This window comes from Streptomyces malaysiense (assembly GCF_000980885.2).
Taxonomy (GTDB): domain Bacteria; phylum Actinomycetota; class Actinomycetes; order Streptomycetales; family Streptomycetaceae; genus Streptomyces; species Streptomyces malaysiense.
The window spans coordinates 91,029-115,953 of record NZ_LBDA02000090.1; the positions used below are offsets into that span (position 1 = coordinate 91,029).

Here is a 24,925-nt window from a genome sequence, read left to right on the forward strand (position 1 = left end):
CATGACGCCCGACCGCTCCCCCGGTCTCGCCGAGTCCGCCCGCGCCCTCGCCGCCGGGGAGGTGACCTCCCGGGCACTGGTGGAGCGGGCCCTGGCCCGGATCGAGGCCGGCGGGCCGGTGCTGAACGCCTTCCGTGTCGTGCGCGCCGAGGCCGCGCTCCGCGAAGCGGACGCCGCCGACCGGGAGCTGGCGGCGGGCGGACGGCGGCCGCTGCTCGGGGTGCCGGTCGCGGTGAAGGACGACACGGACGTGGCGGGCGAGCCGACGGCGTTCGGCTGCGCGGGCGACTTCCCGCCGGCGGCCGCCGACGGAGAGGCGGTACGGCGGCTGCGCGCGGCCGGCGCGGTGATCGTCGGCAAGACCAACACGTGCGAGCTGGGGCAGTGGCCGTTCACCGAGGGACGGGCCTTCGGCGACACCCGCAACCCCTGGCACCCCGGGCACACCCCCGGCGGCTCCTCGGGCGGCTCGGCGGCAGCGGTGGCGGCCGGTCTGGTCCCGGCCGCGCTCGGCTCCGACGGCGCCGGTTCGGTACGCATACCGGCCGCCTGGACCCGGCTGATCGGCATCAAACCGCAGCGCGGCCGCATCTCCACCTGGCCGCGCCCCGACCCCTTCCACGGGATCACGGTCAACGGCACACTGGCCCGTACGGTCGCCGACGCGGCCCTGCTGCTCGACGCGGCTAGCGGCAGCCATGCCCGGGACGTGCACCGGCCGCCCGCGCTGACGGTGGCGGACGCGGTCGGCCGCGATCCCGGCCGGCTGCGCGTCGCGCTGTCCCTGAAGCCGCCGTTCACCGCCGTACCGGCCCGGCTGCATCCGCAGGTCCGCGCCCGGGTCACCGAACTCGCGGGGCAACTCGCCGCGTGCGGGCACGAGGTGACGGAGGACGACCCGCCCTACGGGCAGATCGGGCTGGCCTTCGTGCCCCGCGCCACCGCGGGGATCGCCGAACTGGCCGCCGAGGTCCCCGACCCGGCGCTGCTCGACCCCCGCACCCGGGGCGCGGCCCGGCTGGGCCGGCTGCTCGGCGGGGCTCCGCTGCGGGCGGCCCGGCGGGCGGAGGTGGCGCTGCAACGGCGGATCGGCGCCTTCTTCCGGTCGTACGACGTGATTCTCGCCCCGACCACGGCGGCGCCCCCGCCCCGGATCGGCGCGCTGCACGGGCTGGGCGGGGCGGCCACGGACCGGGCGATGATCGCCGCGTGCCCCTACGCGTGGCCGTGGAACGTGCTGGGCTGGCCGGGGGTCAACGTGCCCGCCGGGTTCGCCGGGGACGGACTGCCGGTGGGGGCGCAGTTGCTCGGGCCCGCGGGGAGCGAACCGCTGCTGGTGTCGCTCGCGGCCCAGCTGGAGGCGGAGCTGCGCTGGCACGAGCGGTGGCCGCCGGACCCGGCCGGCCGAGGGGTCGGACCCTGAGCGGGCCGCCTCCAGGGGCGAGCCGCGCGGAGCCGGCCGAGGAGCCGCCGGTACCGTCCGTGTGCGGCGGAGCTCCGTGAGGGCGGGCGCCACGCCTACGGCGGCGTGGTGTGCCGCGCGGTTCCATCCGCGCCCGGTCCGCCGACGGGCCGTCCCGGCCCATATCCGGACCGATCCGGACAGGGCCCAACCGGGATACGACGGGCGCCCGTTACCCCGGCGGGACGTACCACTAGGGTGCCCCCGTGAGCACGTTTACCGACACCGATGAGAACGTCCCCGGCCGCCACGGCCCGCACGCCACCACCGAGGCCGACCCGCGCGAGGTCGGCCGGGTGCGCACCGAGTACTCCCCGGCCCACGACGGCGACCCGGACCCCGGGGAGATCGTGTGGACCTGGGTGCCGTTCGAGGAGAACGACGGCCGGGGCAAGGACCGCCCGGTGCTGGTCGTCGCCCGCGAGGCGGCGGGCAGCTTCCTGGCCGTGCAGCTCTCCAGCAAGCGGCACGACGGCGACCGGGAATGGGTGGCCATCGGCAGCGGCCCCTGGGACCGCTCGGGGCGGGACTCCTGGGTGGACGTGGACCGGGTGCTGCGCCTCCACGAGGACGGCATGCGCCGCGAGGCGTGCGCCCTGGACCGCATGCGCTTCAACCTCGTCCGGCAGCGGCTGCACGAGCGGTACGGCTGGACCTGACGGCCGGCGCCGGGCGGCGGGGCGCCGGAACGCGGGGCGGGCACCCGCGAGGCCGGAGACCGGCCGGCGGCACCCGGACCCGATCGGCTCGAGACACCGGCCGGCGCCTCACGTCCCGACCGGTGCGAACACCCGCACGAACGCCTCCCGCACCGCCGCCCGGGGCGTCCGGTCCAGCACCCCGAAGACCACGTGCTCGAACGTCCGCTCGAAGCGGCCTCCGGTGCCGAGCAGTTCCCGGAACGCGCCCGCGACCCGCGCCGGTTCGTTCTGGAAGACGCCGCAGCCCCAGGCACCCAGCACCAGCCGGCGGTACCCGTGGGCAGCGGCGGTCTCCAGGACCCGCTCGGCGCGGCTCGCGAGGGCGGCGGGTATCTCGGCGGCGCGTTCGGGCGCCGTACGCCGCAGGACGCCCGCGTTCGGGGCGGCGGCGGTCAGGAAGCCCACCCGGCAGGGCTCGGCGAGGAGCCTGCCGCGGTCGTCGCGGAAGACGGGGACGCCGGGGGCGTGGATCACCCGGTCGGAGTAGAGCGGGTCCCGGTCCGCGCGGTGATGGTCGTAGAACTCCCGGACCCCGAGCAGGCACGTGTACAGCGCGGAGGCCCGGCACAGGGCCTCTTCCTGAGCCTGGGCGCCGTTCAGATAGCCGCCGCCGGGATTTCTCGCCGAGGCGAAGTTCAGGACGGCGACGGGTGCGTCGGCCAGTCGCCGGGCCGCCTCCGTGCTGCTCTCGCCGGTCACCTCCACGACCGTGTCCAGGTCCGGCGCGGACGGCACCGGGACCGGCCCGGGGCCGTACATCCGGGTGCCGGCACGGGCGGCTCGGACCGCTTGCGCGAGACACACCTCCCGGCCGTCCGGGGCCCGGTAGCGGCCCGCGGCCACGATCTGTTCCGTCTCCGTGGCGATCCCGCGCAGGCGCGCGCTCATGGCGCCACCCCCGTGGACGCCATGACCGCCGCCCACGCGGTCTCCCCCGTCGTGCTCATGCGGTCATCCTGGGTGATGCTGGTGGGACGGTGCAACGGGGTTTCCCGGGCCCGGAACGCGCCGCGAACGGGCGCGGTCACCGAGATGACCGGCCGGGAAACGCCCGGCAGGGCGCTCTTGTGCGATCCGGCACGAGGGTCTTGGCTGGGGCGAGTGCCGCCCGGCCGACCGGACGCCGGGCCGAAGACATGGTGGAATCTCAGGAGGATCCCGACATGTCCGATGCGATGGACGACAGCGGCGACCGTACGGAACACCCCACGGCCGTCACCGAGGCCGAGGTGGACGCCCTCGTACAGGGCATCTGCTTCAAGACCGGGCCGCCCCGCGCCCTCGGTGTGGAACTGGAGTGGCTGATCCATGACCGGGGCCTGCCGCAGCGCCCCGTGACACCCGAGCGACTGCGCGCGGCCCACAGCGCCGCGCGTGCCCTTCCCCTCGGTTCGGCGCTCACCGTCGAACCCGGCGGCCAGCTGGAACTGAGCTCACCGCCCGCCGCCTCCCTGACGGAGTGCGTCGACACCGTCTCCGCGGACCTCGCGGCCGTCCGCGCCGTCCTCGACGAGCAGGGGCTCGTCCTCGTCGGCCTCGGCCATGAACCCTTCCGCCTCCCCGACCGGTTCCTGCGCGAACCGCGCTACGACGCGATGGAGGCCTGCCTGGACCGCGCCGGACCGGCCGGCCGGCACATGATGCGCGCCTCCGCCTCCGTGCAGGTCTGCGTGGACGCGGGCCACGAGGAGCCGGGGCCGCTGGGGCACGGACGGCGCTGGTGGCTGGCGCACCAGCTGGGCGCGGTCCTGGTGGCCGCGTTCGCCAACTCCCCGCTGATCGGCCTGCGGCCGACCGGCTGGCTGTCGACCCGGCAGCTGATGTGGGCGCGGATCGGCGCGGGCCGGGCGGGCGCGCCCCCGCTGCACGAGGAGCCGCGGTCCGCGTGGGCCCGGCACGTGCTGGACTCCCCGGTGATGTGCGTGCGCGGGGACGGCGGGCCCTGGGAGGTGCCCGAGGGGCTGACCTTCCGGGAGTGGACACGCGGCCAGGGATCCCGGGCGCCCACCCGGGCGGACCTCGACTACCACCTGACCACCCTGTTCCCGCCGGTCAGACCGCGTGGCCATCTGGAGCTGCGGATGATCGACGCGCAGCCGGGCGAGGACGGCTGGATCGTGCCGCTCGCGGTGACGGCGGCGCTCTTCGACGACCCGCAGGCCGCAGAGACCGCCTACCGGTGCGTGAAGCCGCTGGCCGAGCGGGCCCTGAACCTGCCGGCCCCGCACAATCCGCTGTGGGACGACGCGGCCCGGCTCGGGCTCGCCGATCCGGAGCTGCGGGAGGTGGCCAACGTCTGTTTCGCGGCGGCCCTCGACGCGCTGCCCCGGATCGGCGCCGGCGCCGAGGTGACGAACGCCGTCGCGGGGTACCTGGAGCGCTATGTCGCCCGGGGCCGCTGCCCGGCCGACGATCTGCTGGACGCGCCGCCCGGCACCCGTATCGCCCCGGCCGGGAGCGGCCCCGCCGCCCGCGGCAGGAAGGACATCCCCTCATGACCGCCCCCAAGGCCGAGGCCACGACCGCGGAGCCGGACACCGAGGCCCTGCGCGAGCGCGCGCTGGCCTCGCTCACCACCGCCCGGGACCGCACCACCCTGCTGACCACGTGCGTGGACGAACCCGACCTCACCGCGCAGCACTCACCGCTGATGTCCCCGCTGGTGTGGGACCTCGCGCACATCGGCAACCAGGAGGAGCTGTGGCTGCTGCGGGCGGTCGGCGGGCGGGAGGCGATGCGGCCCGAGATCGACGGCCTGTACGACGCCTTCGAACATCCGCGTGCGGAGCGGCCCTCGCTGCCGCTGCTGCCACCCGCCGAGGCCCGGCGCTACGCGGCCGAGGTGCGCGGACGGGTCCTGGACGTGCTGGAGTCCGCCGATCTGCGGGGCACCCGGCTGACCGAGGCCGGGTTCGCCTTCGGGATGATCGCGCAGCACGAACAGCAGCACGACGAGACGATGCTGATCACCCATCAGCTGCGCAGGGGCCCGGCTGCGCTGACCGCGCCGGACCCGGAACCGGGCCCGCCGTTCACGGGACCCGCCGAAGTCCTCGTCCCCGGCGGTCCGTTCACCATGGGCACCTCCGGTGAACCCTGGGCGCTGGACAACGAACGGCCGGCGCATCCACGGGAGGTGACCCCCTTCTGGATCGACACCGTCCCGGTGACGAACGCGGCGTACCAGGCGTTCATCGAGGACGGCGGCTACGCCACCGAGCGCTGGTGGACACCGGAGGGCTGGGCGCACGTCCGGCGGCACGGCATCGACGCGCCGCTGTTCTGGCGCCGGGAGGGCGACCGCTGGCTGCGCCGCCGCTTCGGCACCACCGAGGCGGTACCGCCGGACGAGCCGGTGCTGCACGTGTGCTGGTACGAGGCCGACGCCTACGCCCGCTGGGCCGGGCGCCGGCTGCCCACCGAGGCGGAGTGGGAGAAGGCAGCCCGGCACGATCCGGCCACCGGCCGCTCCCGGCGCTACCCCTGGGGCGACGCCGACCCGGCGCCGGAGCACGCCAACCTCGGCCAGCGGCACCTGGGCCCCGCCCCGGCCGGCAGCTATCCGGCGGGGGAATCCCCGCTGGGGGTGAGGCAGCTGATCGGCGACGTGTGGGAGTGGACGGCCAGCGACTTCCTGCCGTACCCGGGGTTCCGGGCGTTTCCGTACAGGGAGTACTCGGAGGTGTTCTTCGGCTCCGAGCACAAGGTGCTGCGCGGCGGTTCGTTCGCCGTGGACCCGGTGGCCTGCCGGGGCACCTTCCGGAACTGGGACTATCCGATCCGGCGGCAGATCTTCTCCGGCTTCCGCACCGCCCGATCGGAGTCCGCCTGATGTGCCGTCACCTCGCCTACGTGGGGCCCGAGTCGCCGCTGGCCCGGCTGCTGACGGAGCCGCCGCACAGCCTGTTCCGGCAGTCCTGGGCGCCCCGCCGGCAGCGGTACGGGACGGTCAACGCCGATGGTTTCGGCGTGGGCTGGTACGCGCCCGGCGATCCCGAACCCGCCCGCTACCGGCGGGCCGGACCGATCTGGGCGGACCTGTCCTTCACCGACCTGGCCCGGGTGGTGCGCTCCGGTGCGGTGCTCGCCGCCGTACGGGACGCCACCCTCGCGGGCGCGGACGCGGAGGCCGCGGCGGCGCCGTTCGCCGCGGGGCGCTGGCTGTTCAGCCACAACGGGGCGGTCGCGGGCTGGCCGGACGCGGCGGCGCCCCTGGTGCCGACGCTGCCCCCGGTCGACCTGCTGTCGCTGCCCGCGCGCACCGACTCGGCGTTCGTCTGGGCTCTGGTGCTGCACCGGCTGCGCACCGGGACCGACCCGGCGCGGGCCCTGGCGGAGACCGTGCGCGAGGTCGCGGGGGCCGCCCCCGCCTCCCGGCTGAACCTGCTGCTGACGGACGGCGCCACCATCGCCGCCACCGCCTGGGGCGACAGCCTCTGGTACCGCGCGGAGCCCGGCCTGGGCACGGTCGTGGCCTCCGAGCCCTATGACGACGACCCGCTGTGGCGGGAGGTCCCCGACCGCACCGTGCTCACCGCGGACAGCACCGGTGTGCTGCTCGCCCCGGCGGCACGACCCGCCGCCGCATCCCCTAAGGAGCCCTGCACGTGAGCCCTCTGCACGTCACCCGCACCCTCCCCGAGGACGCGACGGAGGCCGCGCTGCGCGCCGATGTCGAGCACGGCCTGACCGACGACCCCAAGTGGCTGCCGCCGAAGTGGTTCTACGACGCCCGGGGCAGCGAACTCTTCGACCGGATCACCGAGTTGCCCGAGTACTACCCCACCCGCGCCGAGCGGGAGATCCTGGCCGACCGGTCCGGTGAGATCGCCGCCGCGAGCGGGGCCCGGACCCTGGTCGAGCTGGGATCGGGTTCCTCGGAGAAGACCCGGTACCTGCTCGACGCCCTCACCTCGCTCGCCGCCTACGTCCCGGTCGACGTCAGCGAGAGCGCCCTCACCCAGGCCGGGCGGGCGCTCGTCGCGGAGCGCCCGGACCTCGAAGTGCACGCGCTGATCGCCGACTTCACCGCGCCGCTCGACCTGCCCGCGACGCCGGGCCCCCGGCTGGTGGCGTTCCTCGGCGGCACGATCGGCAATCTGCTGCCCGCCGAACGCGCCGCGTTCCTCGCCGCGGTGCGGGCCCTGCTCGAACCCGGCGACGGCCTGCTGCTCGGCACCGACCTGGTCAAGGACGAGCAGGTGCTGGTGCGGGCCTACGACGACGCGGCCGGGGTGACGGCCGCGTTCGACAAGAACGTGCTGAACGTCGTCAACCGCGAACTGGGCGCCGACTTCGACCCGGACGCCTTCGAGCACGTGGCGGTGTGGGACGCCCGCCGCGAGTGGATCGAGATGCGCCTGCGCTCGCGCACCGCGCAGACCGTGAAGGTGTCCGCGCTGAACCTCGCGGTCGAGTTCGCGCCCGGCGAGGACTTGCGCACCGAGGTGTCGGCGAAGTTCCGGAGGGAAGGGGTGAGCCGCGAACTGGGCGACGCCGGACTTGAGCTGACCCATTGGTGGACCGACGCCCGGGAGCGGTTCGCGCTGTCCCTCAGCGTGGCGCGGTGAGCGGGGCACGCCGAGCGGGGCGGGGCACGCCGAGCGGCTCAGAGGTCCGGGGTGAGTTCCTCGGTGATCCGGTGTGACGCCCGGCGGGCCTCCGTGGCCGGATCGGCGCCGTTCAGCACCCTGGTCATGTACTGCTTGATCGGGTTGTCGGCCTCGACGTCCGCCCACTGGGGGGTGTTGGGGGTCGCCCTGCCGTGTGCCGCGCCCGCGGCCATGGCGGCGACCCCCTCCTCGCCCGAAACGGCGGCGGCCAGGTTGGTCTTGTTGGGCACGTAGTTCATGGTGCGAGCGAGTTCGGTGTCCCACTTGGCGCCGGTGAGCGCCCCGACCACGGCGGTCGCCGCGAACTGGTCCCCGGTGTTCCGCGGTACGACGAGGTCGGAGCCGCCGGTGAACACGGCGCCGGGCCGGGAGGCGGTGCGGCCGGGCACCGGGAAGTACCCGATCTTCCCCTTGAGCCACGGGTTCTGCTTCACGATCGCCTGGGCGAGTCCCGGTACCGCGACGATCTGCGCCACCTTCCCGCCCGCGAACACCCCGGCCTGGGGCGGGTGTTCCTCGTCGGCGCCCCTGGGCCCGTCGCCGAGCGACTGGAGGCGCCGGTAGAAGTCCATGCCGCGCAGCGCGGCGGGGGTGTCCAGGGCACCCTTCCACTGGTAGTCGTCGACCTTGCGGGCGAGGTCGCCGCCCTCGTCCCAGATGAAACCGGAGAGCGTGTACCAGTCCTGTCCGGCGAGGTAGATCCCCTGGTTCGCGCCGGAGTCGAGCTTCTCGGTGTCGGCGAGCCATTCGGCGCGGGTGCGCGGCGGGTGGGAGACGCCCGCCCGGGCGAACAGGTCCTTGCGGTAGATGACGACGCGGTTGGCGGCGTACCAGGGGATGCCGTACTGCTGGTTGCCCTCCTTGCCGGGTTCGGCGAGACCGGGCAGCCACTTGTCCTTGCCCCAGTCCCGCATCGACTCCAGCGTCAGATCGGCGAGTCGGCCGCCGTCGGCGTACAGCGGCACCTGGGTGTTGCCGACCTCGATCACGTCGGGCGCGTCGCCGGAGGTCTCCGCGAGCGCCTTGCGGACCTTCGCCACGATGCCGGTCCAGTCCTGGATGCGGATGTCCAGGCGCAGGTCCGGGTGGGTGTGTTCGAAGTCCGCGGTGAAGCGGTCGAGGAAGTCCGCCGAGGCGCTGTCCTTCATCAGCCACACGGTGACGGTCTCGCGCTGATGGGTGCCGGGGAGCATCCCGCAGCCGCTGACGAGGCAGCCGGTGACACAGCCGAGGGCGAGTAGACGACGTCTCACGAGGGGTCCTGTTCTGTCCGGCGCGGCGAACGCGCGCAGGGGTGGAGGCCCGACGTGGGGGGACGAGCGCACATGCTCGTACGGGTGTGGCTGGATTTTGGTATGGACCAATGCCGAGGTCAAGGGCCGCAGGCGATTACGCGAGGTCACGCCCGCTACGCCGTGCGGAGCGGGCGGACATGCGGCACCGTGGAGTACGGCGTGTCCCTCGGCCCAAGGAGCCCCCCGATGACGAACCACACCTACCGGGTCACCGAGATCGTCGGCACCTCGCACGAGGGCCTCGACCAGGCCATCCGCAACGGCATCGCGCGCGCCGGCCAGACGCTGCGCAACCTGGACTGGTTCGAGGTGACTCAGGTCCGCGGCCAGATCGAGGACGGTCGGATCGAGCACTTCCAGGTGGGCCTCAAGGTGGGCTTCCGCATCGAGGACGGCGACTGACCGGGCCGGCTCAGGTACGGCCCTCCTTCTCCTGCGCCTCGCGCAACGCGGCGGAATCCTCGGCCCAGCGGGCCCGCACCACGGTGAATCCGGCCCGCTCGGCGTCGTCGCACACCACCGCGTCGTCGTCCACGAGGAAGCGCACCTCACGGCCCCGGGCGAGCCGGCGCAGGGTCGCGAGCTTGGTGAACCGGGCGGGCCTGCGGTCCGCGTCACCGCGCATGTACAGGTCCCCCGCGGGCAGGTCGTGCGCGGCGAGCCAGTCCAGGGTGTCACGCCGGTACCGCTCCGGACGGCCGGTCAGATACACGACCTCGCAGTCCCGCGCGCTCCGCCGGGCCAGCTCGACGCCCTCGGCGAGCGGCGGATCCGCGGGCGCGGCACCGAAGAACCCGTCCCAGTCCTTGGGCCGCCGCCCAAGGAAGTGCTGCCGGTGGGCGGTGTCCGCCAGGGTGTTGTCGAGGTCGAACACGGCGATCGGCCGTGCGTTGTCGTCGCTCACACGAAGACCCTAGCCACATACGGGAATCCGCGGGCGGTCAGGGCGTTGAACCGTACGTGAGCAGTTCAGTGATCGCCCGGACCCGGTTCTCCGTCCTCGACCGTTCGCGCGTGCGGCAGGGGCACCCGCCCGCCGAGGCGCTGCGGGACACGGTGGCGCTGGCGCGGGAGGCGGAGGCGCTCGGGTACCACCGGTTCTGGGTGTCCGAACACCACGGCGTGCCCGGTGTCGCCGGTTCCGCGCCGACCGTGCTGGCCGCCGCCGTGGCCGCCGCCACCCGGACGATCCGGGTGGGCACCGGCGGGGTCATGCTGCCCAACCACCGGACGCTGGTCGTCGCCGAGCAGTTCGGGGTGCTGGAGTCGCTGTTCCCCGGGCGGATCGACATGGGCCTCGGGCGTTCGGTGGGCTTCACGGACGGGGTGCGCCGGGCGCTCGGCCGGGACAAGGGCGACGCGGAGGACTTCGAGGCCCGGCTCGGCGAACTGCTCGACTGGTTCTCCGGGCCGTCCCCCGCGGGGGTGCGGGCCCGGCCCGCGGACGGACTGCGGGTGCCGCCGTTCGTGCTGGCCCTGGGCGAGGGTGTGGCGATCGCGGCGCGGGCCGGGCTGCCCCTGGTCATCGGGGACCTGCGCGACCGGGAGCGGTTGCTGCGCGGTGTCGAGCGCTATCGCGCCGGGTTCCGTCCCTCGCTCTGGGCGGCCGAGCCGTACGTGGTGGTCTCCGGGGCGGTCGCGGTCGCCGGCACCGAGGAGGCGGCGCGGCGGCTGCTGGTACCGGAGGCGTGGTCGATGGCGTACGCCCGCACGCACGGCACCTTCCCGCCGCTCGCCCCCGCCGAGGAGACCGAGGCCCGGCCGCTGACCGCGCGGGAGCGGGAGGCGTACGACGCCCAGCTCGCCGGCCGGCTGGCGGGCACGCCGGAGCAGGTCGCGCACGAGCTGGAGGCGGTGCTGGAGGAGACCGGCGCGGCGGAGGTCCTGGTCACGACCAGCGGCTACGACCGTACGGCGCTGCTGGACTCCTACCGCGCTCTGGCCGAACTCTTCGCGCCCGCTCCCTGACCCGCGAGGGGCGGCTCTCCGAGATGCGGGGCGGGCCCGCGACGGTGACTCTGGGAGGGCAAGGACGTAAGCGAGGAGGAGGACCGCCATGTCCTTCATGGACAAGCTCAAGGGCATGATCAAGGGCCACGAAAGCCAGGCCGACAAGGGCATCGACAAGGGCGGCGACTACATCGACCAGCGCACCGGCGACAAGTACCGGAAGCAGGTCGACGCCGCCCAGGACAAGGCGCGGGACGAGTTCGGCACCCGGCAGGACCCGGGCGACCCTCCGCGGTCATAGCGGGCGGGGGCGGATAGGGTGTGTCTTCCATGCGCCACAGCCCCCATGATCCCTACGTCCGTGTCCGCGGCGCCCGTGAACACAATCTCCGGGGCGTCGACGTGGACGTCCCGCGTGACGTACTGGCCGTGTTCACCGGGGTGTCCGGTTCGGGGAAGTCGTCCCTGGCGTTCGGCACGATCTACGCCGAGGCCCAGCGACGCTACTTCGAGTCGGTCGCGCCGTACGCCCGCCGGCTGATCCACCAGGTCGGCGCGCCGAAGGTCGGTGAGATCACCGGTCTGCCGCCCGCGGTCTCGCTCCAGCAGCGCCGCGCGGCCCCCACCTCGCGCTCCTCGGTGGGCACGGTCACCAATCTCTCCAACTCCCTGCGCATGCTGTTCTCGCGTGCCGGGGAGTACCCGCCGGGCGCGCGGCACCTGGATTCCGACGCGTTCTCGCCCAACACGACGGCGGGCGCCTGCCCCCGGTGCCACGGGCTGGGGCAGGTGCACGACACCAGCGAGGAGTTGCTGGTGCCGGATCCCTCGCTGTCGGTGCGCGAGGGCGCGATCGCCGCGTGGCCGGGTGCCTGGCAGGGCAAGAACCTGCGGGACATCCTGGACGCGCTCGGCCACGACGTGGACCTCCCGTGGCGTGAACTGCCCGCCGAGCAGCGGCGATGGATCCTGTTCACGGACGAACAGCCGGTCGTCACGGTGCATCCGGTGCGGGACGCGGACCGTATCCAGCGCCCGTACCAGGGCACGTACATGAGCGCCCGCCGGTATGTGCTCAAGACGTTCGCCGACACCAGGTCGCCGACCCTGCGCACCAAGGCGGAGCGCTTTCTGACCAGCGCGCCCTGTGCGGGGTGCGGGGGCAGCCGGCTGCGGCCCGAGGCGCTGGCGGTGACCTTCGGCGGCCGCACCATCGCCGAGCTGGCTTCGCTGCCCCTGACCGGCCTCGCCCGGCTGCTGGACGGCGACTCGGAGACGGCCCGTGTCCTCACCCAGGACCTGAAGTCGCGGATCGCGCCGGTGGTCGAACTCGGCCTCGGCTACCTGAGCCTGGACCGCTCCGCACCCACCCTCTCCGCGGGCGAGCTGCAACGTCTGCGGCTGGCCACCCAGTTGCGGTCCGGTCTGTTCGGTGTGGTGTACGTGCTGGACGAGCCGTCCGCGGGACTGCACCCGGCGGACACCGAGGCGCTGCTCGCCGTGCTGGCCCGGCTGAAGGCGGCGGGGAACTCGGTGTTCGTGGTGGAGCACCATCTGGAGGTGGTGCGCGGCGCCGACTGGCTGGTGGACGTGGGACCCGGCGCGGGCGAGCACGGCGGGCGGGTGCTGTACAGCGGGCCGCCGGCCGAGCTGGCGTCGGTGCCGGAGTCGGCGACGGCCGCGTTCCTCTTCGACGAGGCGCCGGGACCGCCGCGTGCGGTCCGGGAGCCGCGCGGCTGGCTGAAGGTCGGTCCGGTGACCCGGCACAACCTGCGCGAGGTGACGGCCGCGTTCCCGCTGGGCGCGTTCACCGCCGTCACGGGGGTCTCCGGGTCCGGGAAGTCCACGCTGATCGGGGAGTTGACGCAGGAGCTGGAGGGTGTCGACCGGCTGGTGCGGGTCGACCAGAAGCCGATCGGCCGTACCCCGCGCTCCAATCTGGCCACGTACACCGGGCTGTTCGACGTCGTGCGGAAGGTGTTCGCGGCGACGGACGAGGCGCGCGGGCGCGGGTACGGCGTCGGGCGGTTCTCCTTCAACGTCGCCGGCGGCCGCTGCGAGACCTGTCAGGGCGAGGGGTTCGTCAGCGTCGAGCTGCTGTTCCTGCCGAGCACGTACGCGCCCTGCCCGGACTGCGGCGGTGCCCGCTACAACCCGGAGACGCTCCAGGTGGCGTACCGGGGGCGGAACATCGCCGAGGTGCTGGACCTCACGGTGGAGGCGGCGGCGGAGTTCTTCGCGGACGTGCCGGCCGCCGCCCGCAGCCTGGGCACACTGCTCGACGTGGGCCTCGGCTACCTGAGCCTCGGCCGGCCCGCGACCGAACTGTCCGGCGGCGAGGCCCAGCGGATCAAGCTGGCCGGCGAGCTGCAGCGCGGCCGCCGCGGCCACACCCTGTACCTGCTGGACGAGCCGACCACCGGACTGCACCCGGCCGACGTCGAGGTCCTGATGGACAGGCTGCACGGCCTGGTCGACGCGGGACACACGGTCGTCGTGGTCGAGCACGACATGTCGGTGGTCGCCGGCTCCGACTGGGTCGTCGACCTCGGGCCGGGCGGCGGCGACCAGGGCGGCCGTGTCGTCGCCGCGGGTCCGCCGCGGCGGGTGGCCGAGACGGAGGGCAGCGCGACGGCCCCGTATCTGGCCCGGGTGATGCCGTAGGGGACGCCGCGCCGGCTCATCCCGCCCGGGTCGTCCCCTCCCGGCCGGGTGCCGGGGTCCGCCCGGGGGCGCGGGTGGCCACGCGGTGGTCGTCGACCAGGGCCACGTGGGTCCAGGCCGGGGCGGGGGCGGTCGGCTGGGCCGCGGTGGCGAGGGCGCGGCGGTCCGGATGGCTGTCGGCGGGGATCAGGGGCCGCACCTCGACCTCGGCGAGCAGGCCCCTGGTGCGGGCCACCCGCCACAGGGAGGCGACCAGGGTGTCCTCGCCGACGAAGGCCGCGGCGGTGCCGGTGCCGCCGTCCTGGAGCCGGTAGCGCAGACGGACCGGCTGCACGGGCACGCCCGCGTCCAGCGCCGCCTGGAAGACGGCCCGGTGGAAGCGGCCGTGGGCACGCCCGCACCAGGTGCTGCCCTCCGGGAACGCGGCCACGGCGGAGCCGGTGCGCAGGGCGTCGGCGATCACCGCGACCGTGCCGGGCAGGGCGCGCAGCCGGTCCCGTTCGATGAACAGGGTCCCGCCCCGCGCCGCCAGCGCGCCCGCCACCGGCCAGCGCCGTATCTCCGTCTTGCCGAGCATCCGGGCCGGCCGCACGGCGCCGAGCAGGGGGATGTCCAGCCAGGACACATGGTTGGCGACCAGCAGCAGCCCGCCGCCCGGCGCGACCGCGCCGGTGATGCGCGCCCGTACCCCGATGGCTCGTACGACGGCCCGGCACCAGCGCCCGATCCACTCGGCGGGAATCCTGCGGCCGAGCGGGGACAGGGTGATCCCGGCCAGCACCAGGAGGGCGACGGCGGCCAGCCGCAGCACGGCCCGGGGTACGGCGACGGCGGCGGGCGCCGCTTCCACGCAGGCGTCGGGGGTGCAGGGCGCGCTGGGCAGCCAGACGCTCATCAGGCCGGCAGGAGGGAGAGGAAGTGCCGCAGATAGCGCGGGTTGACCCGGCGCATCGACAGCAGCACGTAAAGGTCGGCGACCCCGAAGTCCCGGTCGTGCGCGGGCTCCCCGCACACCCAGGCGCCCAGGCGCAGGTAGCCGCGCAGCAGGGCGGGCAGTTCGGCGCGTCCGGCGGGGGCCCCGGCGTTCGGGGTCCAGGGTGTGAGCGGTCGTACCCGGAACTCCTCGGGCGCCAGGTGCTTGTCGCGCACCCGGTCCCAGGTGGCCGTGGCGAGGGCGCCGCCGTCGGCGAGCGGTATGGAACAGCAGCCGGCCAGCCACTCGTGGCCGCGATCGGTCATGTAGCGGGCTATACCGGCCCAGATCAGGCCGATGACCGCGCCGTCGCGGTGGTCGGGGTGCACACAGGAGCGGCCGACCTCGACCAGGCCCGGCCGGAGCGTGTCGAGCGCGTCGATGGTGAACTCGCCCTCGCAGTACAGCCGTCCGGCGGCCGCGGCCCGCTCGGGCGGCAGCAGCCGGTAGGTGCCGACGACCTGCCCGGTCACGGTGTCGCGGACCAGCAGATGGTCGCAGTGGGCGTCGAAGGCGTCGATGTCGTGGCCCGGCCGCGGGGTGGCGAGTACGGCGCCCAGCTCCCCGGCGAAGACATCGTGCCGCAGCCGCTGCGCGGCCCGTACGTCGTCCTCGTCGCGGGCGAGCGCGACGGTGTAGCGGGCGGGCGCCGAGGGCCCCGGGGGACGGTCGAGGGTGGAAACGCCGGTCATGGCTCTCTCCTGGTCACGGGGCCGGGTCGGCGGCAGCGGCGGCGGACCGGTGGTCCACGGCCCGCCGCTCCTGTTCTTCCGACGCCGGTTGGCCGGCGCGTGACGTGTTCCGGGAGAGCGGATGTGGGGATGCTGAACGGCCGGGGACGCCGGGCCGCTAGGGTCTTTCGTTTGGATCGGGCCGGATCAGCCCGGCCTGATCCGAGCGAGAGGCCCTAGTCGCCGCGCGCCTCCTTGGTCACGCAGCCGGCGAGCAGCCGTGCGGCCTCCTCGGGGGCGAGGGCGCGTTCCAGGACGAGGTCGCCGCTCATGTGCGGGAAGAAGCGGCCCGCGGGCCAGCTCCGCTGGTACGGCGGCGGGTCCAGCACGAGGAGCCGGGTGCCGTCCACGACGGGGATGTCCGAGGGGGTGCCCTCGTTCCACACCCATTCCCCGGTGGGGCTGACCAGATTGAAGGAGCCGGTGGTGTGCACCTGGCCCGGCTGGTCACGGCAGACGGCGGCCTCCTCGGCGGAGGGCGCCCGGCCGGGGAGGTGACCGCCGCCGATCAGCACGTCGGCGAGCAGGGTGTGCAGCTGGAAGTTGTCGCCGAGTCCGCTCATCCGCAGCGCGAAGCCGGTACCGGTGGGGCGGTCCAGGACGATCAGCGGCTCGTCGTCGAGGACCAGCAGCGCGTAGTGCAGGCACTTGAACTCGTGTCCGGACGCCTCCTGCACCTCGCGCAGTGCCGTGAGCAGCGCGGTGCGGCGATCGGTGCCGAGCGCGGTGCGCACGGCCGCGTGGTTGAGCATGGCCACGCCGGCCATCTCCCACTGGGGCAGCGTCAGCCAGGCCAGGGCGGCCTCGGGGCCGACCCGGTCGAACAGGCCCGGGTCCTGCTCGCCCTCCGGGTCCGGCAGTTCGCCACCGCCGGTCGCCGCCCAGCGCTCGCAGAACTCCCGGACGCCGGCGAGCGTGCCGGCCAGTCCGTCCAGGAGGCGCGGCGCGCAGACGGCCGGATCGGCGCCCCGCTCGACGCAGGCGCCGACGATCACGGCCACGGTGCCACGAGGTCCGGGCGGTATCTCGGGCAGAAGCGCGGCGAGGCGCGGGGCGGCCTGCGCGGTCTCCTGCGCCCCCGCCCCCTGGAAGTGCTGGTGAAGCTGCTGGAACTCGTGCTCGGCGCGAGCGGTGTCACGCTCCAGCACGGCGGCCTCGAACCCGGCGACGGCTTCGCAAAACCGCTCTCGCCCCTTGTTTCCGAAGATCATGGACGGAGGGTACCGGCACGAGGAACACGAGACGGGGCCGGGTGAGCACCACACTCCCGGCCCCGCCCGCCCGCCCCTGTGGGCGAACGACCCTGTGCGCGAGCGGCGCTACCGCTTGCCCGCCTTCCGGGTGGCCCGCAGCCACTCCCGGTTCATGCCGGTGATGGACATCAGCGGGATGCCCTTGGGACAGGCCGTGGCGCACTCCCCCGTCAGTGTGCAGCCCCCGAAGCCCTCGTCGTCCATCTGCGCCACCATGTCGAGCACCCGGGTCTCCCGCTCGGGCGCGCCCTGCGGCAGCACGTTCAGATGGTTGATCTTGGCCGAGGTGAACAGCATCGCCGCGCCGTTGGGGCACGCCGCCACGCAGGCCCCGCACCCGATGCACTCGGCGTGCTCGAACGCGAAGTCGGCGTCGGCCTTCGGTACCGGCGTGGCATGCGCCTCGGGCGCGGCTCCGGTGGGCGCGGTGACGTAGCCGCCGGCCTGGATGATCCGGTCGAACGCGGACCGGTCCACCACGAGGTCCTTGATCACCGGGAACGCGGCGGCCCGCCACGGCTCGACGTCGATCGTGTCGCCGTCCTCGAAGGACCGCATGTGCAGCTGGCAGGTGGTGGTCCGCTCGGGTCCGTGCGCGTCGCCGTTGATCACCAGGGAGCAGGCGCCGCAGATGCCCTCGCGGCAGTCGTGGTCGAAGGCGACCGGGTCCTCGCCCGCGAGGATGAGCCGCTCGTTGAGGAGGTCCAGCATCTCCAGGAAGGACATGTCGGACGAGATGCCGTCCACCTCGTAGGTGGACATCGTGCCGTCGGCGTCGGCGTTCTTCTGCCGCCAGACGCGCAGGGTGAGCTTCATGCGTAGCTCCGCTGGGTGGGGTGGACGTACTCGAAGACCAGGTCTTCCTTGTGCAGGACGGGAGCGGAGCCCGTACCGGCGAACTCCCAGGCGGCCGCGTAGGCGAATTCCTCGTCCCTGCGGGCGGCCTCGCCGTCCGGGGTCTGGGACTCCTCGCGGAAGTGGCCGCCGCAGGACTCGGCGCGGTGCAGCGCGTCGAGGCACATGAGTTCGGCGAGTTCGAGGTAGTCGACGACGCGGTTGGCCTTCTCCAGCGACTGGTTGAACTCCTCGCCGGTGCCGGGGACCTTGATGCGCCGCCAGAACTCCTCTCGGATCCGCGGGATGCGATCCAGGGCCTTGCGCAGCCCCTCGTCGGTGCGGGCCATGCCGCAGAACTCCCACATGATCTCGCCGAGTTCGCGGTGGAAGGAGTCCGGGGTACGGTCGCCGTCGACGGCGAGCAGCAGGTTCAGCCGGTCCTCGGTCTCCGCCAGCACCTCCTGCACGGCGGGGTGTTCGGGAGTGACCGGGTCCTGGTGGGGATGGCGGGCCAGGTAGTCGTTGACGGTGGCCGGCAGCACGAAGTAGCCGTCGGCCAGCCCCTGCATCAGGGCGGAGGCGCCGAGGCGGTTCGCCCCGTGGTCGGAGAAGTTGGCCTCGCCGACCGCGAACAGGCCCGGGACGGTGGTCTGGAGGTCGTAGTCGACCCACAGTCCGCCCATCGTGTAGTGCACGGCCGGGTAGATCCGCATCGGCACCTCGTACGGATCCTCGTCGGTGATCCGCTGGTACATGTCGAAGAGGTTGCCGTACTTGGCCTCCACGGCCGCCCGGCCCATCCGCCGGATCGCGTCGGCGAAGTCCAGGTAGACGCCCTGGCCGCCGGGGCCGACCCCCCGGCCCTCGTCGCAGACGTTCTTCGCGGCGCGGGAGGCGATGTCGCGCGGCACCAGGTTGCCGAAGGAGGGGTAGAGGCGCTCCAGGTAGTAGTCGCGCTCGTCCTCGGGGATCCGGTTCGGGGGGCGGTCGTCGCCCTTGGCCATGGGCACCCAGATCCGGCCGTCGTTGCGCAGCGACTCGCTCATGAGGGTGAGCTTGGACTGGTGGTCGCCGGTGCGCGGGATGCACGTCGGGTGGATCTGCGTGAAGCAGGGGTTGGCGAACCAGGCGCCGCGCCGGTGCGCCCGCCAGATCGCGGTCGCGTTGGAGTTCATGGCGTTGGTCGACAGGTAGAAGACGTTGCCGTAGCCGCCGGAGGCCAGCACGACCGCGTCCGCGAAGTACGTGTCGATACGGCCCGTGACCAGGTCCCGGGCCACGATGCCGCGCGCCCGCCCGTCCACGACGACCAGGTCCAGCATCTCGGTGCGCGGGTGCATCTCCACGTTCCCGGCGGCGATCTGCCGCGACAGCGCCTGGTAGGCGCCGAGGAGCAGCTGCTGGCCCGTCTGGCCGCGGGCGTAGAAGGTGCGGGAGACCTGGACACCGCCGAAGGAGCGGGTGTCGAGCAGGCCGCCGTACTCACGGGCGAAGGGCACGCCCTGGGCCACGCACTGGTCGATGATCTCCACCGAGATCTGCGCCAGCCGGGCGACGTTGGACTCGCGGGCCCTGAAGTCGCCGCCCTTGACGGTGTCGTAGAACAGCCGGTGGACCGAGTCGCCGTCGTTGCGGTAGTTCTTCGCCGCGTTGATGCCGCCCTGCGCGGCGATGGAGTGGGCGCGGCGCGGGGAGTCCTGGTAGCAGAACTGGACGACGTGGTAGCCCTGTTCGGCCAGGGTGGCGCCGGCGGAGCCGCCGGCGAGGCCGGTGCCGACCACGATGACCGTGTGCCCCCGCCGGTTGGCGGGGTTGACCAGCTTGGCCTCGAAGCGGCGGGTGTCCCAGCGCTCGTGGATCGGGCCGGAGGGGGCCATGGTGTCGGCGACGGGTTCGCCGGTCGTGTAGTTCACGTAGTCGTTCATGTCAGCTCACCACTCCGGTCATGACGCCCACGGGTACGGCGATGAAGCCGGCCGTGAGCAGCAGCGCGAGGACGTCGGCCGCGGTCCTCAGGGCGCGGTCGCGGGCGCGGCTGCCGACGCCGAGGGTCTGCGCCGCGCTCCAGAAGCCGTGCCGGACGTGCAGGCCGAGCGCGAGCATCGCGACGATGTAGATCACGTCGCCGTACCAGGTGGAGAAGGTGTCGACGACGTTCTGGTACGGATGGCCGGGCTGGAAGCCGCCGGAGTGCACGGTGCCGGTGGTCAGGTCCAGGATGTGCCAGACGATGAACAGGCCGAGGATGATCCCGCCCCAGCGCATGGTGCGCGTGGCGTAGCTCGCCCTGGGCCTGCTGTGGACGTACTTGCTGGGCCGTGCCTTGATGTCGCGACGGCTGAGCTGGTACGCGGACGTGGCGTGGGCGGCCACGGCGACGACGAGGACGACCCGGATGATCCAGAGCGTCCACTCGTAGTGCATGAAGGGTTCGCCGATGGTGCGCAGCCAGTGGGCGTAGTGGTTGTACTCGCCCGCCCCGAAGTAGATCTTCAGGTTTCCGATCATGTGCACCACCAGGTAGAGCAGCATGATCAGACCGCTGACGGCCATCACCGTCTTCTTGCCGACGGTGGAGTCCCACATCGTGCGCGCCATGGACGGCCGTCGGCCCGTCCGCGTTGCCAGTGCCATGGAACAGCACGCTAGGGCCGAACATCCCGATCGGTCCAAGACATGGTGCGGCTCGTTTCCATAGGCTGGGGCTATCGTTGCTGTATGCAGCTCCAGCAGCTCCAGTATTTCGTGGCCGTCGCCGAGACCCGGCACTTCACCCATGCCGCCGAGCTGGTGCATGTGGCGCAGCCGTCGCTGTCGCAGCAGATCAAGGCGCTGGAGCGGGAGCTGGGCGCGGATCTGTTCCTGCGCGCGCGGGGCAACATCACGCTCACCGACGCGGGCGAGGCCCTGCTGCCGCTGGCCCGGCGGATCCTCGCGGACGCGGACACCGCCCGGCACGAGGTGCAGGAGCTGGTGCAGCTGCGCCGCGGCCGGGTGCGCCTCGGTGCGACGCCGAGCCTGTGCACGGGCCTGCTGCCGGATGTGCTGCGCGCCTTCCACGACCGCTATCCGGGCATCCGGCTCATGATCGAGGAGGGCGGCTCCCACGACCTGGTGCGGGAGCTGGCCCGGGGCGCGCTGGACCTCGCGCTGATCGTGCTGCCGCTGCCGACGCCGTCGCCCGCGCTGACCACGCAGGAGGTGCTGCGCGAGGACCTGGTCGTCGTCTCCTCCCCGGAGGCACCGGCACCCGGGCGGGCCGGCCGGATCGTGCACGTCGCCGACCTGGAGCGTGAGCGCCTGGTGATGTTCCGGCACGGGTACGACCTGCGGGAGCTGACCGTCGCGGCGTGTCGCTCCGCCGGGTTCGAGCCGGAGTTCGCGGTCGAGGGGGGCGAGATGGACGCGGTGCTGGGGTTCGTGCGGGCGGGGCTGGGGGTGGCGGTCGTCCCCCGGATGGTGGCGACGCGGACGGGACTGGGTCTGCGGGTCACCCCGTTGGCGCGGCCTGGGTTGCACCGGGTGATCGCGTTGGCGCATCGCAGTGACGTGGCTCCGCCGAGGGCCGCGCGGGAGCTTCAGCGGATGCTGATGGAACGGTGAGGGGGCGTTTTGCGCGAAAGCGCGTCCGCCCCCCGGCCGCTCCCCCACTCAGCCCTTCGCGTCCGCCAGCGCCAGGTCGTGGAGCCGCTCCGGTGGGCCCGGCCGCGCGTAGTACCAGCCCTGGGCCGTGTCGCAGCCGAGCACCCGGAGTTGTTCGGCCTGGGCGCCGGTCTCCACGCCCTCGACGGTGACGGCGAGGTCCAGGCTGTGGGCGAGGGTGACGATGCCCTCGACGATCTTCAGGTCGACGGGATCGGCGGGGAACTGCTGCATGCCCTGGGTGAAGGAGCGGTCCAGTTTGAGGACGCTCACCGGGAGGCGGCGCAGGTTGGCCAGGTTCGAGTAGCCGGTGCCGAAGTCGTCCAGGGCGATGTCCACGCCCATCTCGGCGAGCCTGCGAAGGGGTTTGAGCAGGTCGTCGTCGGCGCCGATGAGCGCGGACTCGGTGACCTCCAGGCACAGGGCGTCGGGGGTGACGCCCGCGCGTTCGAGGATGTCCACCGTGTCCTGGACCAGGCCGGGGTGGCTGAGCTGGCACGGGGACAGGTTGACGTTGATCCGCAGCGGCCCCGCGTCCCGGCCGCCGTGCCGCTCCCGCCAGGCGCGGGCCTGCCGGATCGACTCCTCCAGGACCCAGCGGCCGAGCGGGACGATCAGCCCGGTGTGCTCGGCGAGCGGGATGAAGCGGTCGGGCCCGAGCACGCCGTGCTGCGGGTGCAGCCAGCGCACCAGCGCCTCCGCGCCACGCACGCTGCCGTCGCCGAGGTGCACCAGCGGCTGGTACTCGATGAAGAACTCGCCGCGTTCCAGGGCGGTGGGCAGGGCCGTGGTCAGGCCGTGCCGGGTGATCGCGCGGGCGTCGGCCTCCGGGTCGGCCAGCTCGGAGCGGTTGCCGCCCGCCGACTTGGCCCGGTACATGGTGATGTCCGCGCTGCGCAGCACCTCGGCGGCCGTACGCTCGCCCGCCGGGCCCTCCACGATGCCGAGGCTGCCGCGCACCAGCAGGTCCCGGCCGTCGACGCTGACCGGGGTGACCAGCGCGTTCATGATGCGCTCGGCCAGGTCGTCCACGGTGCGATCGGTGCCGGGTCCGGTGGTCAGCGCCACGAACTCGTCGCCGCCGAGCCGGGCGACCATCTCACCGGGCGCGGTCGCGCAGGACTGGAGGCGGTCGGCCACCTCCACCAGGAGCCGGTCGCCGGCCGCGTGGCCGAGGCTGTCGTTGACGGTCTTGAAGCCGTCCAGATCGAGGTAGCACAGCCCGAAGCGCTGGCCGTCCCCGCTGGCGAGGACCTTCTCCAACCGCTCGAAGAACAGCGTGCGGTTGGGCAGACCGGTGAGCGCGTCGTGGGTCGCCTCGTACCGCAGCCGCAGGTTGAGCAGCCGGCGCTCGGTGGTGTCCTCCATGAGCGCGAGCTGGTACTGCGGTCTGCCGTCGGCGTCGCGCAGCAGCGAGACCGTCAGATTGGTCCAGAGCACCGTGCCGTCGGGCCGGTTGAAGGCCTTCTCCAGGTGGTAGTGCTCGCGGTCGCCGCGGACCAGTTCGTCGTAGAGCCGCCAGGTCTGGGGGGCGTCGTCGGGGTGGGTCCAGTCCTGCACCAGACGGCCGCGCAGCGACTGCTGGGTGACCCCGAACATGCGCAGCAGCGCCTCGTTGACCTGGAGGATGCGGCCGTCGAGGTCGGCGATGCCGATCCCTATGGCGGCGCCCTCGAAGACCGCGCGGAACCGGGCCTCGCTCGCGTGCAGCGCCTGCGCGACCACGCCCTGGGCGCGCAACGCGGCCTGCGCGATGGCCTCTTGCTCGGCGAGGGTCCGCTCGCGCAACGCCCGCGCGTAGCCCGCGGCCATCGCGTGCTGCAACCGCGAGGAACGCATGCGCAGTTCGTCCTGCGGGCCGTCGCCGCCGCAGTAGAGCACCAGGTAGGCGTCCACGCAGTCCAGGGTGCGCGAGAGCGCCTCGGGGTCGGTGCAGTGCGCCTCGACCAGGGCCGCGCCGACCGCCTTCGCCACCTCCGCGTCGAAGCTGCGGGCCCGCAGCGACTCGCTCAACCGGCGGACGAGCGGCAGGAGTTGCTCCTCGAACTCGGCACGGGTGAGCGACGTGGAGGTCACCGGGTACAGCGCCCGGCTCCAGATCGTCGTCAGCCGGCGCAGTCTGTCCTCCGGCCCGTCCGGTTCCGCGCTCACGCCGTACGCCCCACGCCGGCGTATCCGGCGAAGGCGAACGGATCCTCGTCCTCCGGCGCGGATTCCGGGCGCCAGAGCGGCATCGGCACCAGTCCGGGTTCCACCATGTCGTACCCCTCGAAGAACCGCGCGACCTCGTCGCGCGAGCGCATGATCAGCGGGTTGCGAATGTCCTTGTATACGTCCACCGCGCCCTCGGCCCGCTCCGCGGACACGGGGATTCCCTCGTACGAGGCATGGGTGAGGATCAGCATGCTGCCGGGTGCGAGCGCATCGCGCAGCTCGGCCACCGCCCCGTAGGGGTCGTCCGCGTCTTCCACGAAGTGCAGTATGGCAACGAGGAGGAGGGCGACTGGCCGGTTCAGGTCGATCAGCCGCCGCACCTCGGGGCTGGCGAGGATCTCCTGCGGCTTGCGCAGGTCGGCCGCGGCCACGTCGGCGGTGTCGTTGCCCGCGAGCACGGCCTGGCTGTGCGCGACGGCGACCGGGTCGTGGTCGACGTAGACGACATGCGCGCCGGGGACGGCGGCCTGGGCTATCTCGTGGACGTTGCCGTAGGTGGGGATGCCGGAGCCGATGTCCAGGAACTGGGTGATGCCCTCCTGGCCTGCGAAGCGCACGGCCCGGCGCAGGAAAGCCCGGTTGGCCTGCATCGTCTTGGGCAGCCCCGGCATGAAGTCCATGGCCTTGCGGGCGGCCGCCCGGTCGACCTCGAAATTGTGTGAACCGCCCAGGTAGTAGTCGTAGATGCGCGAGACGCTCGGCACCGAGATGTCGATGCTGCGTGGGGCCCAGGCGGGACGCTCCATTATCTCTCCAAGGCGGGGACGTGGACGTAGGCGATCCGGTGTTCGAGCTGAGGCTACTGATCGCCCGCCAAAGGAGCGACCCGAACCGGAAATTGACCATCCGTTCCCGGTCACTGCCTGCGGGAAGTGCCCGAGCGACCCCGCTCGGTGACCTTCCGGGGGAGAAGGCCGCGTCGACCGCCGTCCACCGCGTGCCATCGGGACGGGTGACGCCCGGCGGGGGCCTTCGTTTGACGAGCCGGTGGCGTCCCCGCCCGGCTCGAAGGTCGAACTGAGGTGCTTTTTCGGCCATGTCGGACTCATCTGATCGTCAAACCACTGATCGGCTTTATCCCTCCTTCGGACCAATACCGCCGTAGTCCGGATCACGGCCGCCGCGCGCGTTCCATGATCTCCGGGTGCATGGACTCCACCTGACCCGACGCGCGCCCACCCCAAGGGTGTTGGCCCTGCTGGCGCTGGCCTGCGCACTGACGGGCTGCCCGGTCGGACATGCGTCGGCCGACGCCTGCGCGTACGCCTCCACGGGGCCGGACGGCACGGTGGCGGTGGCCTCGGCGGGCGATGTCACGGTCTCGGCCTCGGGGGGTGGCACCTCCTCCTTCGCGGGCGGTGCCTGGGCCTTCGCGGCCACCGACCCGGCCGCCGCGGACGCCCCGGCGCTCTCGGCGGGCGGCGCCCCGGTCTCCGCGGGGGGCGCCTCGGTGCTCCTCCCCGGCGGGCGTCACCACCGGCCGACGCCGCCCCGCCACCGCCACCGGCCGCCGCACCGGCACTGCCCACCGCCGCCGCCACCGCCGACGTGCCCGCCCACGCCGCCACCGACGCCGACCCCCACACCCACC

22 protein-coding genes and 1 pseudogene are annotated in these 24,925 nt (G+C 73.5%); 12 read left to right on the plus strand and 11 right to left on the minus strand.

The features are described 5' to 3' along the window. The first annotated feature begins 1 nt into the window (after window position 1). Window positions 2-1,423, plus strand: coding sequence for an amidase (locus VT52_RS31035; RefSeq protein ID WP_046424753.1), 1,422 nt, complete (start codon window positions 2-4; stop codon window positions 1,421-1,423). Window positions 1,424-1,668: 245 nt separating this feature from the next. Further along, window positions 1,669-2,121, plus strand: coding sequence for a type II toxin-antitoxin system PemK/MazF family toxin (locus tag VT52_RS31040; RefSeq protein WP_046424751.1), 453 nt, complete (start codon window positions 1,669-1,671; stop codon window positions 2,119-2,121). A 108-nt stretch (window positions 2,122-2,229) separates the two neighbouring features. Here VT52_RS31040 and VT52_RS31045 read toward each other — a convergent pair whose 3' ends face one another. After that, window positions 2,230-3,051: a TIGR02452 family protein gene (locus VT52_RS31045; RefSeq protein WP_046424749.1), complete on the minus strand. Its 822-nt coding sequence runs from the start codon at window positions 3,049-3,051 to the stop codon at window positions 2,230-2,232. 275 nt (window positions 3,052-3,326) lie between these two features. On the opposite strand from VT52_RS31045, the gene egtA reads away from it, so the two are divergent. The 4 genes from egtA to egtD are packed head-to-tail and all read left to right on the plus strand — an operon-like array spanning window position 3,327 to window position 7,733. Continuing rightward, window positions 3,327-4,661, plus strand: a complete 1,335-nt coding sequence (gene egtA / locus VT52_RS31050) for an ergothioneine biosynthesis glutamate--cysteine ligase EgtA (RefSeq protein ID WP_063888363.1) — start codon at window positions 3,327-3,329, stop codon at window positions 4,659-4,661. Then, window positions 4,658-5,995: an ergothioneine biosynthesis protein EgtB gene (gene egtB / locus VT52_RS31055; protein WP_046424746.1), complete on the plus strand. Its 1,338-nt coding sequence runs from the start codon at window positions 4,658-4,660 to the stop codon at window positions 5,993-5,995. The genes egtA and egtB overlap by 4 nt, the downstream gene beginning before the upstream one ends. Then, window positions 5,995-6,774: an ergothioneine biosynthesis protein EgtC gene (egtC, locus tag VT52_RS31060; protein ID WP_046424743.1), complete on the plus strand. Its 780-nt coding sequence runs from the start codon at window positions 5,995-5,997 to the stop codon at window positions 6,772-6,774. Before egtB ends, egtC begins: the two co-directional genes overlap by 1 nt. After that, window positions 6,771-7,733, plus strand: a complete 963-nt coding sequence (egtD, locus tag VT52_RS31065) for an L-histidine N(alpha)-methyltransferase (RefSeq protein WP_046424741.1) — start codon at window positions 6,771-6,773, stop codon at window positions 7,731-7,733. The genes egtC and egtD overlap by 4 nt, the downstream gene beginning before the upstream one ends. A gap of 38 nt (window positions 7,734-7,771) precedes the next feature. On the opposite strand, the gene VT52_RS31070 is transcribed toward egtD, so the two are convergent. Next, window positions 7,772-9,028 (minus strand): extracellular solute-binding protein, encoded by a 1,257-nt coding sequence (locus VT52_RS31070; RefSeq protein ID WP_046424738.1) that lies wholly within the window; start codon window positions 9,026-9,028, stop codon window positions 7,772-7,774. Between the two features lie 228 nt (window positions 9,029-9,256). On the opposite strand from VT52_RS31070, the gene VT52_RS31075 reads away from it, so the two are divergent. Then, complete coding sequence (locus VT52_RS31075) at window positions 9,257-9,472, plus strand: dodecin (RefSeq protein ID WP_046424737.1); 216 nt, start codon at window positions 9,257-9,259, stop codon at window positions 9,470-9,472. Window positions 9,473-9,482: 10 nt separating this feature from the next. Here the strand turns inward: VT52_RS31075 and VT52_RS31080 are convergent, their stop codons facing one another. Beyond that, window positions 9,483-9,974 carry a phosphatase domain-containing protein gene (locus VT52_RS31080; RefSeq protein WP_046424736.1) on the minus strand — a complete coding sequence of 164 codons (492 nt, stop codon included), beginning with the start codon at window positions 9,972-9,974 and terminating at the stop codon, window positions 9,483-9,485. A gap of 56 nt (window positions 9,975-10,030) precedes the next feature. Between VT52_RS31080 and VT52_RS31085 the strand changes: the two genes are divergently transcribed. From VT52_RS31085 to VT52_RS31095, 3 genes are all read left to right on the plus strand, one after another. Continuing rightward, entirely contained in the window at window positions 10,031-11,038 is a 1,008-nt protein-coding gene (locus VT52_RS31085) for an MsnO8 family LLM class oxidoreductase (protein ID WP_046424734.1), read from the plus strand. A gap of 88 nt (window positions 11,039-11,126) precedes the next feature. After that, window positions 11,127-11,321: an antitoxin gene (locus tag VT52_RS31090; RefSeq protein WP_046424733.1), complete on the plus strand. Its 195-nt coding sequence runs from the start codon at window positions 11,127-11,129 to the stop codon at window positions 11,319-11,321. 29 nt (window positions 11,322-11,350) lie between these two features. Further along, window positions 11,351-13,684: an ATP-binding cassette domain-containing protein gene (locus VT52_RS31095; RefSeq protein WP_046424732.1), complete on the plus strand. Its 2,334-nt coding sequence runs from the start codon at window positions 11,351-11,353 to the stop codon at window positions 13,682-13,684. Between the two features lie 16 nt (window positions 13,685-13,700). Here the strand turns inward: VT52_RS31095 and VT52_RS31100 are convergent, their stop codons facing one another. From VT52_RS31100 to VT52_RS31125, 6 genes are all read right to left on the minus strand, one after another. Then, window positions 13,701-14,579: a lysophospholipid acyltransferase family protein gene (locus tag VT52_RS31100; protein ID WP_079175387.1), complete on the minus strand. Its 879-nt coding sequence runs from the start codon at window positions 14,577-14,579 to the stop codon at window positions 13,701-13,703. Continuing rightward, window positions 14,579-15,349 carry a GNAT family N-acetyltransferase gene (locus tag VT52_RS31105; RefSeq protein WP_046424731.1) on the minus strand — a complete coding sequence of 257 codons (771 nt, stop codon included), beginning with the start codon at window positions 15,347-15,349 and terminating at the stop codon, window positions 14,579-14,581. Before VT52_RS31105 ends, VT52_RS31100 begins: the two co-directional genes overlap by 1 nt. A gap of 215 nt (window positions 15,350-15,564) precedes the next feature. Further along, window positions 15,565-16,599 (minus strand): hypothetical protein, encoded by a 1,035-nt coding sequence (locus VT52_RS31110; protein WP_046424730.1) that lies wholly within the window; start codon window positions 16,597-16,599, stop codon window positions 15,565-15,567. A 108-nt stretch (window positions 16,600-16,707) separates the two neighbouring features. Beyond that, window positions 16,708-17,457: a succinate dehydrogenase/fumarate reductase iron-sulfur subunit gene (locus tag VT52_RS31115; protein ID WP_046424729.1), complete on the minus strand. Its 750-nt coding sequence runs from the start codon at window positions 17,455-17,457 to the stop codon at window positions 16,708-16,710. Next, window positions 17,454-19,403: a fumarate reductase/succinate dehydrogenase flavoprotein subunit gene (locus VT52_RS31120; protein ID WP_046424727.1), complete on the minus strand. Its 1,950-nt coding sequence runs from the start codon at window positions 19,401-19,403 to the stop codon at window positions 17,454-17,456. Before VT52_RS31120 ends, VT52_RS31115 begins: the two co-directional genes overlap by 4 nt. A gap of 1 nt (window position 19,404) precedes the next feature. Next, window positions 19,405-20,076, minus strand: a complete 672-nt coding sequence (locus VT52_RS31125) for a succinate dehydrogenase (protein ID WP_046424724.1) — start codon at window positions 20,074-20,076, stop codon at window positions 19,405-19,407. A 120-nt stretch (window positions 20,077-20,196) separates the two neighbouring features. Between VT52_RS31125 and VT52_RS31130 the strand changes: the two genes are divergently transcribed. Next, window positions 20,197-21,081: a LysR family transcriptional regulator gene (locus tag VT52_RS31130; protein WP_046424723.1), complete on the plus strand. Its 885-nt coding sequence runs from the start codon at window positions 20,197-20,199 to the stop codon at window positions 21,079-21,081. Between the two features lie 48 nt (window positions 21,082-21,129). On the opposite strand, the gene VT52_RS31135 is transcribed toward VT52_RS31130, so the two are convergent. Both VT52_RS31135 and VT52_RS31140 read right to left on the minus strand, forming a co-directional pair. After that, a complete protein-coding gene (locus VT52_RS31135) occupies window positions 21,130-23,271 on the minus strand; it encodes a putative bifunctional diguanylate cyclase/phosphodiesterase (protein ID WP_046424721.1) in 2,142 nt (713 codons plus the stop codon). After that, window positions 23,268-24,080: an SAM-dependent methyltransferase gene (locus VT52_RS31140; protein WP_046424719.1), complete on the minus strand. Its 813-nt coding sequence runs from the start codon at window positions 24,078-24,080 to the stop codon at window positions 23,268-23,270. The genes VT52_RS31135 and VT52_RS31140 overlap by 4 nt, the downstream gene beginning before the upstream one ends. Before the next feature lie 398 nt (window positions 24,081-24,478). Here VT52_RS31140 and VT52_RS38495 point away from each other — a divergent pair. After that, window positions 24,479-24,925 (plus strand): annotated as a pseudogene (locus tag VT52_RS38495) (hypothetical protein); the annotation flags it as partial.